We start from the raw sequence: 12,497 nt of genomic DNA, 5'->3' as shown, positions 1-12,497 counted from the left end.
GCGCTGAAGGATTGTCCCGGCTGTCCGATCGTCAGGCGCAGGTCTGCAGGGCGCGCTGGGCGGGGACGGCCTGCGGCTGCAGTGCCCGCCACAGCTCGACCGGTGCCGCCTTGCCGGGGACCGACACGGGCGGCATCTCCTGGTACGCGATCGCGGCGTCCGAGGCGCTCTGCGTGGCGGCGCACACCACGACCGTGTCGTGCGGCGCGTACGCCTGCAACCGTGCCGCGGTCGCGACGACGCTGCCGCTGACCATCCCGTACCCGCCGTCGCGGGCCGCGTCGAGGTCGACGATCGCGTCGCCTGTGGCGAGTCCCACCCGGGTACGTACCGGGAAGCGGCCGGCCAGAAGACGCCCCCGCAGCGCCTCCTGGATCAGCAGCCCGGCCCGGACCGCGGCGGCGGCCGCCCGGCACGTCTCGTCCGGCCGGCCGGCCCGCGGGCCGCTCGCGCCGAAGACCGCCATGACGGCGTCGCCGATGAACTTCTCCACGACCCCACCGGCCGCCCGGACGACCGTGGACACGGCGTCGAAATAGTCGACCTGCAGGTCACGGACATCGATGCAGTCAAGATCGTCGATCAGGCTGGTGAAGCCGACGATGTCGACGAACAGCACTGTGACGGTCTGTCGCCGGCACCGCAGGCCGGCGGTGGTTCTGTTCACGTCCCCCGCTCCCTTCGTTCGCGTTGGCGAAGGAAACGGTGCCAGCCCGGCACAAGACAGCGGATCCGCAGAATGACGTATCTGTGACAGCGGCCGCCGCGTCGGTTGTTCTGTGACGCAGAACAGTCCGAACCGACGAGAACGGCTCACCTCGATTCCCATTAGGCTGCCACGCATGGCCAGCCAGGGCGACGACGCGCCACTTGTCGGACGTTCCGACATCTTGCCGTCGATCCAGGCCGATCTGCTCGCCGCCGGTCCCGGTGGCACCTCCGCCGTGTTCGTCACCGGGGAGAGCGGCGTCGGCAAGAGCCGGCTGCTGCGGGAGACCGCGGAGGCCATGCGGGCGGCCGGGGCCGCCGTACTCTTCGGCGCCTGCCTCGACATCGGCGACGCCTCCCCGCTGCACCCGGTCCTGCAGGCGCTGCGGCAGGCCGGCGCGCACGCCGCGGCCGGCGAGACTCCGGACGGCGCGGGCGCCCTGCTCGAACGCGTCTCGCAGGAGCTGCGCACCCTCGCCCGCGGACGCCGGCTGCTGCTGGTCCTCGACGACCTGCAGTGGGCCGACCGCAGCACCCGCCAGCTGCTGCTCTACCTGCTGGCCGGCCTCGGCGAGCTCAACCTGTCGGTGCTGGCCGCGGTGCGCTCGGAGTCGCTGCACGGCTCCCACCCGCTGCGGCGGGTCCTGGCGGAGCTGCGCCGGCTGCGGTCCGTACGCGTGCTGGATCTGGCCCCGCTCGACCAGGACGCCACCGCGGAGCTGGTCACCGCGATCGCCGGGAGGGACGTCGCGCCGGAGGACGCCGACCGGGTCTTCAAGCGCAGCGGCGGCAACCCGTTCGTCGCCGAGGAGCTCGCTCGTGACCTGCGCGACGGCCGGGTGGAGCTGTCCGACACGCTGCGCGAGATCTTCCTGTCCCGCGTCGACGAGCTGCCGCCGCACGCCCACGACGTGGTGCACGCCGTCGCCGCCGGGGTGGAGCCGGTCGAGCACGAGCTGCTCGCGCGGGTGCTGCCGCTGCCGGAGAACGAGCTCATCGAGGCCGTCCGGGACGCCGTCGCGCACCGGTTCGTGACCAGCGCGGCGGACGGCTACCGGCTGCGCCACCAGGTCGTGGCCGAGGTCCTGGCGCACGAGGTGCTGCCGGCCGAGCACACCGCCCGGCACCGCCGCTACGCCGAGGCCATCGAGGCGTTCCCGGGCGAGCCCGATCACGCCCGGCTCGCACACCACTGGCAGCAGGCCGGCGAGCCCGCGCGGGCGCTGCCGTCGGTGGTCGCCGCCGCCCGCGCGGCCGAGCGGCTGTACGGCTTCGCGGAGGCGTACCGGCACTGGGCGCTCGCGCTGGAGCTCACGCCGGACGCCGACCCGGGGCGCACGGACCTGCTCGCCCACGCCGCCGAGTCCGCACACCGCTGCGGCGAGCACCAGCGTGCCCTGACCACCCTCGAGCAGCTCGCCCGGCGCGACGACGCCCCCGGGGCCTGCGCGCTGCACCTGCGCCGGGCCCGCTATCTGGCCGCCGCCGGACGCGCCGCGACCGCCGAGATCGAGTACGAGCGCGCGCTCGCGGCCGAGGCGTGCACCCCCTCGGAGAAGGCCAGCGCCGCCGCCCACCTGGCCGAGCTGCTCGTGCACCTCGGCCGGTACGCCGACGCCGGGGTCCGCGCCCGCGACGCCCTCGACCTGGCCGACCGCGCCGACGGCTCGACCGCGGACCTCGTCCGGGCCAGCGCGGCGCTCGGGTTCAGCCTGGCGTTCCGGGAGGATCCGGACGCGGGGCTCGCCGTCATCCGGCAGGCCGTGGAGATTGCCGAGCGCTCCGGGCACCCGGACGACATCGGGTGTGCGTACCTGCACCTCGCCGAGCTGCTGACGAACCCGCTCAACAACATCGAGGAGGGCGTGCTCGTCGCCCGGCGCGGCGCGGAGAAGCTCGCGGCGATCGGGCAGGGACGCACGTACCAGACGCGGCTGCTGGCGATCGCGGCGAACGGGCTGTTCCGGGTGGGTCAGTGGGCGGAGGCCGAGCAGGTGCTGGCCGCCGCCATGCGGCACCGCCCCTCGGGCGCCGACGCGGTCGAGATCCTGCTCGCCCGGTGCCGGCTGTGGGTGGGCTTCGGCGACATCGAGGCGGCCGACCGGGACCTCGACGCGGTCGCCACGATCCTCGCCGGCGGCGGGGCGCGCCACGTCCTGCCGATGCTCACCCTGCGCGCCGGCCTGGCGATGTGGCAGGGCCGGCACGCCGAGGCCCGTTCGGCGGTGCAGCGAGGGCTCACCGAGACCCGCTCCGACGACCTCGTGCTGCTCGGCGTGCTGGCCTGGCACGGGCTGCGCGCCGAGGCGGAGGCGCAGGCCGGCGGCACGGTCCCGGTGGACGCCGGTGCGGTACGCCGTCTGCAGGTGGTGGTGGACCGGGTCGCGCGCAACGCCGGGAGCGCGCCGGCGCCCGTACGCGCGGTCGTCGACGGTTATCTGGACCTGTGCGCCGCCGAGCTGAGCCGGATCGAGGAGCGCAACGACCCCGAGCTGTGGGCGAAGGCGGCCGCCTCCTGGGACCGGCGCACCCAGCCGTACCCGGCGGCGTACTCCCGGCTGCGGCAGGCCGAGGCGTCGTTCGCGCGCCGCACCCGCCGGGCCGCGGCGACCACCGCGATCCGGGAGGCGTACGCGACCGCGCAGGCCATGGGCGCCAAGCCGTTCGCCGCGGAGATCACCCAGGTGGCGGGCCGGGCGCGGGTCGCGCTGACCGGCGACGAGGAGGTCGTGACGCCGGTGCCGGCGCGGCCGGGCGACGAGCTCAGCATGCTGACCGACCGGGAGCGGGAGGTGCTGGCCGCGGTCGCCGAGGGGCTGACGAACCGCGAGATCGGCCAGAAGCTGTTCATCAGCGAGCGGACCGTCGGCGTGCACATCGGCCACATCTTCGACAAGCTCCAGGTCCGTACGCGGGTCCAGGCGAGCCGGGTCTTCCTCCGCGCGGCGTGACCTTTTCGTTATCTACGTACCGGAGATACGTCGTTCTACCGATCCCTGCGTAGGCCGCCGGTGCCAGGCTGGGTCTCGTTCGGGGGAGCACCGCCCGGCGGCCCGGTCGCCGGGCGGTGCTGGAGGGCCTCCGCGGTGGCACGTCAGTGGAGGATCCATGATCACCGAGTCGGTCTGGGGACCAGTGCAGCGGGAGATGGCCGACGTGCTGGCCGCGTACCCCGACGACGTGCCCGCCGTGGTCGATCAGCTCACCAAGCTCCAGGACGTCCTCGACCGGGTACCGCCGCTGCTGGGCAGCAACCCGCTCGCCGACTTCAACAAGCTCTACCTGTCGATCACGACGTGCGTCCTGGAACGGCTGTACGCGGGCCGCTTCGCCGACCCGGCGTTCCTCGCCCGGCTCGACGTCGAGTTCGCCGCCCGGTACTTCGACGCGCTGCGCCAGTGGTCGGACATGAGCTCCGGCTGCCCGAAGGCGTGGACCGTGCTGTTCCACCGGATCCCGTGCCCGGACGCGCGCCCGCTGCCCTCGGCGGCCGCCGGCCTCAACGCGCACATCAGCTACGACCTGCCGTTCGCGCTGGTGACCACGTTCGACCATCAGGGCTGCGACCCGGTGGACGACAGCGACCAGCACCGTGACTACCTGCACCTCAACGACATCTTCGCCGCCCAGATCCCGGGCCTGCGCCGCGGCTACCTCGAACGGTGGCAGCTGCTCATCGACATGATGAACGGCGATCTCGACGACTGGTGGCAGGGCGGCGTCGTGGAGTACACCCGCAACGTCGCGTGGCGCAACGCGCAGCGGCTGTGGACCGTACGTCACGACCTGCAGGCCCTGGGGCGCGAACGCGGCCGGCTGGACCACACCGCGGAGGCCGTCGGCAAGCTGCTGCTCTCGCCGATGGGCGCCATCCTGCAGTGATTCTTTGATGAGGGGGCGGGGCAGGGCCCGCGCTCGAACGGCAACGAGCGCGGGCCCTATCCCATCGATCCCTATCCGATGACGATCAGGCGCGCGACGGACGCGTCGCCGTCCTTGCGGCCGGCCACCCCGACCGTCGCGCCGGTCTTCACGGCGTCCACGGCGACCTTCTTCTTGTCCTGCACGACCCGGAGCTTGTCGCCGAGCGTCCAGGTCTGGGCGAAGCCGTCCGAGGACTTGACGCTGACGGTCTTGCCGTCGGCGGCCGTGACGGTGCCGCGCTGCACGACGATCGTCCGTACGCCGTCCTTGCCCTGCACCGCGACCTCGCCGTGCAGGGTGTTCTTCCGCAGCAGCCGCCGGGCGCCGGGCCGGTGCGCGCCCGGCTTGGCCGGTGCGGCGCTGGGCTCGCCCTGCATGGCGACGGTCTGCAGCGCGGTGGTCTCGTCGGCCACGTCGGCGCCGGGGGCCGCACCGGGGGTGCCGCAGCCGGTGAGGGTCAGCAGGCCGGCGAGGCCCGCCGTGGTGAGGGTCAACGCGATGCGGTGTCGAATCATGGTCACCACCCTGCCCGTGCGGTACGCGGGATGCGTCAGCGTCATGTTCGGGTTGTGTAAGGCAGCGTCACGACGAACTGCGCGCCGCCCTCCGGGGCGTGACCGGCCTCGATCGTGCCGCCCAGCCGGGCCACGAGCCGGGCGGCCAGGGCCAGCCCGAGGCCGCTGCCGGTCTTGCGGACGTGCCGGTACCGCTGCTGCAGCGCACCCCGCTGGAACGCCACCGCCAGGTCCTCGTCGGTGAGCCCGGGACCGCCGTCGCGGACTTCCACCACGCCGCCGCGCTCGCCCGCCCGTACGGCCAGCACCAGCGGCGCCCCCGCCGGCACCACCCGCAGCGCGTTCTCGCACAACCCGTCGAGCACCTGCCGGATCCGCCCCGGGTCGGTGTCGACCACGACCGTCCGCTGCGGCAGCTCGACCGAGAACCGGGGACCGTCCGGTGTGCACCGCGACGCCCACGCCTCACCCGCCGAGCGGACCAGCTCGGCCAGGTCCACCGCGACGACGTCGACCGGCAGGTCCGCCGCCTCCAGCCGGGAGAGCACCAGCAGGTCCGAGATGAGCCGGTCCAGCCGGTCCGCCTCGGCGACCATCGTGGCGCCCGCCCTGACCGCGCCGTCATCCGTGACGACACCGTCGGCCAGCGCTTCGGCGTAGCCGCGGATCGTGGCGAGCGGCGTCCGCAGCTCATGGGAGACCGACAGCAGGAACTCCCGCTCCCGGCCCTCGCTGATCTGCAGGGCCGCGCCCAGCCGGTTGAGGGCCGCGGCCAGCTCGGCGGCCTCCGCGGGCGGGCGTACGGCGAGCCGCACCGACCGGTCCCCCGCCGACAGCCGCCCGGCCGCCACCGCCGCCTGCCGCAGCGGCCGCGCGATGAAATGTGCGAGCAGCGCGCCCGCGCCGACGCCGCCGAGCAGCCCGGCGAGCAGCGCCACCCAGACACCGCCGAGCACGCGGGCCGCGGTGCCGGACACCACCCCGCGGGTCAGCACCACGCCGCTGTCGACACCCCGCAGCGGCCGCCCGGCGATCAGCACCGCCTTCCCGTCGACGACCCCCCGGGTGTCGACGACCGCGCCGGACGCCACCTGCGTGACCACCCGCTCGGGCAGCCCCGGCCGGTCGGCGGCGCCCCGCCGGACGAGGAAGACGTCGATGCCGTCGTCCCGCAGCCGCCGGACGATCCGTTCCCGGACGACGGCCCGCTCGCTGGTCAGCAGCTCGACCGCCACGGCGGCCTTCTCGGCCAGGTCGGCACGGGCCGCGCTGTTCGCCGACCGCACCGCGATCGGCAACGCCACCATCGCGGTGATGATGACGGAGACGACCGCGGTGGCGGCGGTGACCAGGACCGTCCGGCCGGCCAGCGTCGCGAAGAACCTACGCATCGGCGGTGTAGCCGACGCCGCGCACGGTGCGGATCACCCCGGCGGCGGCGCCCAGCTTGGCGCGGACCTGGGCGACATGGACGTCGACCGTACGCGTCCCCGCGTGCGACGCGTACCCCCACACGCTCGCCAGCAGCTCCTCGCGGGTGAACACGCGCCCGGGCCGGCCCAGCAGGTGCCCGAGCAGGTCGAACTCGGTGGGCGTCAACGCCAGCGGCGCACCCTCCACGGTGACGAGCCGCCGCGCCGGGTCCAGGGTCACCGGCCCCACCGAGCGCACCCGTCCCCCGTCCGGCGGCCCGGCGGCGCGGCGCAGCAGGGCCCGCACCCGGGCCACCAGCTCCCGCGGGCTGAACGGCTTGGTGAGGTAGTCGTCGCCGCCCAGCTCCAGGCCGAGAATCCGGTCCACCTCGTCGTCGCGCGCGGTGAGGAACACGACCGGGGTCCAGTCGCCGTCCTCTCGCATCCGCCGGCAGATCTCCGTCCCCTCCATGCCGGGCAACGCGATGTCCAGCACGCAGGCGACCGGCCGCATCCGCCGCACGGCCGCCAGCCCCGCGGCGCCGTCATGCTCGACGTGCACGCCGAACCCGTCCCGGGCCAGGTACAGCCGCACGAGGTCGGCGATGGGCCGCTCGTCCTCCACGACCAGGATCAGGCCCTTGGCGGGTGCGTCGCTCACCCGCCCATTCTGCCCGGGCGCGGACCCGGCGGTTGTTCGGATCATGTACGGATCCGAACGGCCGCGGCGGGCCGGCCCGCATCCGGCCGGGGTGATCGCGTAACGCCCGCGGGCGGGTGTTGGATAGGGGCGTGACCCGACCCGTGATGCTGCTGGACGTCGACGGGGTGCTCAACCCCTTCGGCGCCTCCACCTGCCCCGACGGCTACCTGGAGCACGAGTTCTACCCGGGCGAGGGCCCGGAGCGGTACTGCCCCGGCCACGGCGCCTGGATCGCCGAGCTGGCCGGGGCCGGCGACGTGCACTGGGCCAGCGCGTGGGGCGAGGACGCCAATTCCCTGCTGATCCCGCTGCTGGGCATCGACCCGCTGCCGGTGGTGCGGTTCCCGCCGCTGCCGTTCAAGCCCGAGGACAAGGTCCCGGCGATCGCCGCGGCGGCCGGGGATCGGCCGGCCGCCTGGATCGACGACAACCACACCGACGCGGGCCGCCGCTGGGCCGCCGGGCGCGCGGCGCCGACGCTGCTGGTCAGCATCGACTCGGCGATCGGCTGGACCCGCGACGACGTCGACCGGGTCCTCGCCTGGGCCCGCGAGCTCTGACCGGGCCGGTCGCGGGGACGCCGCGGGCGGGCCGGTGGACGGCGCTGACGCCGGGCACCGGCCCGCCGCGCGGGCTCAGGCGTTCTGCCAGAGGCCGATGAGATTGCCCTCGGTGTCGCGGACGTACGCCGAGAAGCCCATCTCCCCCACCGCCTGCCGCCCGATCTCCACCCTGCCGCCCAGCTTCTCGACGCGGGCGACTGCCTCGTCCAGGTCCTCGACGCCGATCGTGATGACCGGCGCGGTGATCGGGCCCTGGCGGGCGAGCATGCCTCCGTTGATGCCGCCCGCCTCGCCAGGCCGCCCGGAATCGTCGGTCGGCGTGGTGGTGACGAGGGTGTAGCCCATGCCGGGCATGGACTGCAGCCCCCAGCCGAACGCCTCGCGGTAGAAGCCGTGCGCCCGCTCGGCGTCGTCGAACGGAACCTCGAAGTGGACCACCTTGTCCATCGTTTCCCCCTCGTAGCCGGGAACCTCACCGCTGACGCTAGACCCGGGGACCGACAGAAATCAGGACTCAGCTGCGGTACACGCCCAGCTCCCAGAGCGAATATCCGTACGTGGTGGCCCGGCTGGTGCCGTTGACGCGGACGTACCGGCCGGAGCCCGTCACGGTGAGGTCGTCGAAGCCACCGTTGCCCGAGCTGGTCGAGTAGACCGTGCTCCACGTGGAGCCGTCGTTGGATACCTGGACCGTGTACCCCTTCGCGTACGCGTCCTCCCAGGCGAGCAGCACCCGGTTGAACGACTGCACCGAACCGAGGTCGACCTGCAGCCACGCCGTGTCGACCCATTCGCTGGCCCAGCGGGTGCCGTAGTCGCCGTCCACCGCGTACGCGGGCAGCTGCGGCCCGTTCGTGCCGGTCGGCTGGTACGTCGACGCGGTGGCCGGCTTGCCCTTCGACAGGTTGGTGCCCGGGACGGTCGGCGGCACCACGCGGAACGAGCGCTGGTCGATGCCCACGTTGCCCTGGCCGTCGTACGCGTACACGTAGACCTTCCAGACGCCGAGTTTCTCCGGGGCGCGGGCGGTGAACGTGCCGTTGCCGTTGTCGGTGAAGGTGACGTGCCGCAGGCCGGTGTTGCCGGTGATGTGCTTGTCCGAGTACATGAGGTTGTAGCGGATCAGGTCGCCGTTGGGGTCGGTGGTCGACGTCGTGACGGTGAACGTGCCGCCGGCGGGGACGGCCGTCTGGTTGCTCACCGACATGGCGGTGATCTCAGGCGGGGTGTTGGCCGAGGCCTGACCGGTGTACGCCTGCTTCAGCGCGTGGTAGCCGAGCCGCCGCCAGCCGCCGGTGAAGGTGTTGAGCCAGACGCCGCCGAAGTCGTTCTCGAGTCCGTAGTGGAACTCCGTCGCGCCCAGCGCCACGCCCGGGTGCGCCTTGATGGCGTTCCAGCTGGCCGTGTATCCGGCACGCTTCTGCAGGTCGGTCGGTTCGGTCGGTACGCCGTTCACGTCGTTGGGCACCTCCCACTCGCCGGCCGGGCCGCCCTCGGTGACGATGTACGGCTTCGTGTAGCCGCCGTTGATCCAGTCCTGCTTGACGTTGCCGATGGCGCCGTACGAGTTGACGGCCAGCAGGTCCAGGTCGGGGGCGTACTGCTTGTAGTACGGCCAGGCGCCCGTGTACGCGTCTGTCGACGTGACCGGGTGGTTGGGGTCGGCCGCGTGGATGGCCTGCGCGACCTCGTTGACGAACTTCGCGTACCCGACGCGCCGCGCCTCGACCTCGGCGGCGGACAGGCCGTGGTCCTGCATGGTGAGGATGACCTCGTTGCCGACGTCCCACATCAGCACGCCTTGCCGGTTCTTGAGCGCGTTGACGCGGGCAACGATCTCGGCCTTCACGGAGTTCTTGTACGCCGTGTCGTTGACGTAGTCGGCGCCCTGGTTGAGCCAGTGCCCGACGATCACCTTGATGCCCTGCTGCGCCGCGCGGTCGAGCAGCGCCGGCGTGTTCGCGTCGTCCACGCCCCAGATGCGGATCGTGTTGACGCCCATGGACTTCAGGTCGCGCATGTAGCCGTCCGCGGCCGCCTGCGGCGGACCGTAGGTCAACCCCTTGATCTCGTACGGCGAGCCGTTGACGTTCAGCTGCCAGTTCCCCTGCGTACCCGTGACCCGGACGGTCGACGGCCCCGCGGGTGTGGCCGGGTCGGTCATCCCGGCCGGCGTGCTGCCCGTGGCGCGGGCGACGGTGACCGAGTCGACGGAGAGCGTGCCGCCGGAGGTGGTCTCCGGGGTGGGCGTGGTGAAGCCGGCGATCGCGTTCGGCAGGGAGCCGCCGATGGCGAGGTCGAAGCGCAGGAAGAAGCCGTGGTGCACAGCAGCGGCCCACGCGGTCACGCCCACCTGGGACTCGCGGACCACCCAGGTCTGCCGGCCGTCGAGGTAGAAGCGGACCTCCTCGTCGGTCTTCGTCCGGTCGATGATCTGGGTGTACTCGTGGTAGCCGGTCTGGCACCCGGTGCACGAGGCGAACCCGCTGGCGCGTCCGTCGTACTCGTTGCACGGGCCGCCGGGCGCGGTGCCGCAGTGCAGGGTCTGCGACAGCTGGTTGCGGCCGTTGACGTCGGTCATGATGTCGGTCTCGCCGACGCCCGGCCAGTTGGTGTAGTTCCCGCGGTACGCGGCGCCGGTCGCGCGGAAGCCGGGCCAGTAGCCGAGGCCGTTGGCGACGTCGGGCTGCTTCAGGACGGCGGTGAACTTGAGCTGCTCGCCGGCGCGCGGCTCGAAGTCGGTGCGCTGCGTCTCGATCCGCCCGGAGGTCCAGGCGCCGGAGCCGTCGCGGATGGCCTTGATGGCCAGCCTGCCGTTGCCGTCCAGGGAGACGTTGGCGGTCGAGCTGCTCGCCGTCTCGACCTCGCCGGTGCCCCAGTTGGCCGCTCCGCCCGGGTACTGGGTGCCGGTGCGCAGCAGCCAGTTGCCCGCGTTGGGCGAGGTGTTGGCCGGGCCGGTGAAGTCGTCGGTCCAGACGGTGTTCCAGTCGCCGGGGATCGTGGTGGGCGGGGTGGTGGGCGGCGTGGTCGTACCGCTGCTGCCGTAGACCTTGAACTCCCACAGCGAGTAGCCGTAGCCCGTGCCGCGGCCGGTGCCGTACATCCGTACGTAGCGGCCGCTGCCGTTGACCGTGAGCGTCTCGGTGCCGCCGGCACCGGTGGCGGTGCTGTAGACGTCGGTCCAGGCGGTGCCGTCCGGCGAGGTCTGGATCTTGTACGCCTTGCCGTACGCGGTCTCCCACTGCAGCACGACCTGGGTGACCGTCGCGGTGGCGCCGAGGTCAACGCTGATCCACTGAGGATCGGCGAACTGGCTGGACCAGCGCGTCCCGGCGTTGCCGTCGACGGCGTTGGCGGGGGTGACGTCGTTGCCCTCCTGCGAGGAGGCGGTGACAGGCTTGCCCTGGGAGAGCAGGGTGTCCGCGGCGTGCGCGGTGAGCTGCACGGTGCCGACGTACGCGGCCACCACCGCCAGCGCCGCGAGGGGCGCCAGCCGGCGCAGGCGGCGGCGACGGTGTGGTGGGCCGCCGGCGGACGGCGGGGCCTGAGGAGAAGCCGGGTGCACGGGGAACTCCTGACGCTCGGGGACTTCAGGGTGCGGAGTCGGGGAACTCCGGGGGATCGATGGAGAGCGCTCTCCATGTGGCCGCAGTGTTACGCCCGCATTTCCTTCATGTCAATAGAAGGGCCCGATCAGCATGGACGAACCAGACAAGTCAGGCACCACTCTCGGCGCCTGGGAGAGCGCTTTCCACGCGTGACGCCGGACCCGGCGCACCCGCAGGCGCCGGTCGAGGCGGCCCACCTGATCGGCCGCCGGATCGACCACATCCTCGCCCGGCCCGGCGGACCGGCGCACCCGCTGCGGCCCACCGGGGCATTTCTCATCGGCGACCGGCCGGACGACGGGCTGTACGCCTCGGACCATTGGGCGCCCGCAGTCGATCTCGCCGAGACCGATTCGTCAATTGACACCCGGGGCGCCCGGCGTCAAGACTCGCATTCGTGAATCGGTATCCCCCCACGCACCGATATTCCCCCGCACACCGTCGTGCGCTGACGGCCGTCTGCATACTCGCCACCGCGCTCGGACCGGCCGCCTGCGCCGCGGACGAGAAGCCGGCAGCCACCGCGTCCGCCGGCGTCGCGCCCTCCCCCACGGCCGGCAGCCCGGGCTTCTTCGGCGGCACCGACCTCGCCTGGGTGGAGATCACCATCGCGATGGACGAGGAACTGCTGCCCCTGCTCACACTGGTGCCGGCCAACGGCTCGGACCCGGCTCTCAAGGCGCTGTCCGCCGAGGTCACAGGCGTGCACGAGCGCGAGCTGACGGCCCTGCGCGGTCTCCACGACCAGGCGGACCTGCCGGCCGAGAACCCGCACAAGGGCATGCCGATGCCGGGCATGGTGACCCCCGAACAGGTCACGGCCGCGGCCGCCACCCGCGGGAAGGCGTTCGACGACCTCGTCCGCGGCCACCTCGAGGCGCATCTGCGACAGGGACTCAGGCTCGCCGAGAGCGAACGGAAGTCCGGCATCGAACCGCAGACCCGCGCCCTCGCCGACGACGTGCTGCGCACCCGGCGGACATATCTGAACCGGCTCGGAAAAGCCTCGTGAATTTCGGTTATCGCGGTACGGGGAAATCGTCCGGGGCCCACGACCCGGACGA

At 73.0% G+C, this 12,497-nt stretch carries 11 protein-coding genes; 5 read left to right on the top strand and 6 right to left on the bottom strand.

Translation table 11 applies throughout. The features are described 5' to 3' along the window. Nucleotides 1–31: 31 nt before the first annotated feature. Nucleotides 32–667 (bottom strand): adenylate/guanylate cyclase domain-containing protein, encoded by a 636-nt coding sequence (locus COUCH_RS12165; RefSeq protein WP_249612188.1) that lies wholly within the window; start codon nt 665–667, stop codon nt 32–34. Between the two features lie 175 nt (nt 668–842). On the opposite strand from COUCH_RS12165, the gene COUCH_RS12160 reads away from it, so the two are divergent. Further along, complete coding sequence (locus COUCH_RS12160; RefSeq protein ID WP_249612187.1) at nt 843–3,659, top strand: helix-turn-helix transcriptional regulator; 2,817 nt, start codon at nt 843–845, stop codon at nt 3,657–3,659. Between the two features lie 160 nt (nt 3,660–3,819). Next, nucleotides 3,820–4,590, top strand: a complete 771-nt coding sequence (locus COUCH_RS12155) for a DUF5995 family protein (RefSeq protein WP_249613671.1) — start codon at nt 3,820–3,822, stop codon at nt 4,588–4,590. A 71-nt stretch (nt 4,591–4,661) separates the two neighbouring features. On the opposite strand, the gene COUCH_RS12150 is transcribed toward COUCH_RS12155, so the two are convergent. The 3 genes from COUCH_RS12150 to COUCH_RS12140 are packed head-to-tail and all read right to left on the bottom strand — an operon-like array spanning nt 4,662 to nt 7,265. Next, the gene (locus tag COUCH_RS12150) at nt 4,662–5,147 is read right to left on the bottom strand and encodes a hypothetical protein (RefSeq protein ID WP_249612186.1); all 486 of its coding nucleotides are present in this window, start codon (nt 5,145–5,147) and stop codon (nt 4,662–4,664) included. A 41-nt stretch (nt 5,148–5,188) separates the two neighbouring features. Further along, nucleotides 5,189–6,538: a sensor histidine kinase gene (locus COUCH_RS12145; RefSeq protein ID WP_249612185.1), complete on the bottom strand. Its 1,350-nt coding sequence runs from the start codon at nt 6,536–6,538 to the stop codon at nt 5,189–5,191. Beyond that, the gene (locus COUCH_RS12140) at nt 6,531–7,265 is read right to left on the bottom strand and encodes a response regulator transcription factor (protein ID WP_249612184.1); all 735 of its coding nucleotides are present in this window, start codon (nt 7,263–7,265) and stop codon (nt 6,531–6,533) included. Before COUCH_RS12140 ends, COUCH_RS12145 begins: the two co-directional genes overlap by 8 nt. An 86-nt stretch (nt 7,266–7,351) precedes the next feature. On the opposite strand from COUCH_RS12140, the gene COUCH_RS12135 reads away from it, so the two are divergent. Then, nucleotides 7,352–7,822, top strand: a complete 471-nt coding sequence (locus COUCH_RS12135) for a hypothetical protein (protein WP_249612183.1) — start codon at nt 7,352–7,354, stop codon at nt 7,820–7,822. 75 nt (nt 7,823–7,897) lie between these two features. Here the strand turns inward: COUCH_RS12135 and COUCH_RS12130 are convergent, their stop codons facing one another. Both COUCH_RS12130 and COUCH_RS12125 read right to left on the bottom strand, forming a co-directional pair. After that, nucleotides 7,898–8,272 carry a VOC family protein gene (locus COUCH_RS12130; RefSeq protein ID WP_249612182.1) on the bottom strand — a complete coding sequence of 125 codons (375 nt, stop codon included), beginning with the start codon at nt 8,270–8,272 and terminating at the stop codon, nt 7,898–7,900. Nucleotides 8,273–8,339: 67 nt separating this feature from the next. Further along, nucleotides 8,340–11,390 (bottom strand): discoidin domain-containing protein, encoded by a 3,051-nt coding sequence (locus COUCH_RS12125; RefSeq protein ID WP_430640920.1) that lies wholly within the window; start codon nt 11,388–11,390, stop codon nt 8,340–8,342. A 192-nt stretch (nt 11,391–11,582) separates the two neighbouring features. Between COUCH_RS12125 and COUCH_RS12120 the strand changes: the two genes are divergently transcribed. Continuing rightward, nucleotides 11,583–11,834 (top strand): hypothetical protein, encoded by a 252-nt coding sequence (locus COUCH_RS12120; RefSeq protein ID WP_249612181.1) that lies wholly within the window; start codon nt 11,583–11,585, stop codon nt 11,832–11,834. Further along, entirely contained in the window at nt 11,831–12,445 is a 615-nt protein-coding gene (locus COUCH_RS12115) for a DUF305 domain-containing protein (protein ID WP_249612180.1), read from the top strand. Before COUCH_RS12120 ends, COUCH_RS12115 begins: the two co-directional genes overlap by 4 nt. The last annotated feature ends 52 nt before the right edge of the window (nt 12,446–12,497 follow it).

This window comes from Couchioplanes caeruleus (assembly GCF_023499255.1).
Classification (GTDB): domain Bacteria; phylum Actinomycetota; class Actinomycetes; order Mycobacteriales; family Micromonosporaceae; genus Actinoplanes; species Actinoplanes caeruleus_A.
This window is presented reverse-complemented; position numbering and strand designations above follow the sequence as displayed.

Coding starts and splice junctions, on each gene's coding strand:
- COUCH_RS12160 (WP_249612187.1), top strand. CDS start 843: ATGGCCAGCCAGGGCGACGACGCGCCACTTGTCGGACGTTCCGACATC.
- COUCH_RS12140 (WP_249612184.1), bottom strand. CDS start 7,265: ATGATCCGAACAACCGCCGGGTCCGCGCCCGGGCAGAATGGGCGGGTG.
- COUCH_RS12145 (WP_249612185.1), bottom strand. CDS start 6,538: ATGCGTAGGTTCTTCGCGACGCTGGCCGGCCGGACGGTCCTGGTCACC.
- COUCH_RS12130 (WP_249612182.1), bottom strand. CDS start 8,272: ATGGACAAGGTGGTCCACTTCGAGGTTCCGTTCGACGACGCCGAGCGG.
- COUCH_RS12150 (WP_249612186.1), bottom strand. CDS start 5,147: ATGATTCGACACCGCATCGCGTTGACCCTCACCACGGCGGGCCTCGCC.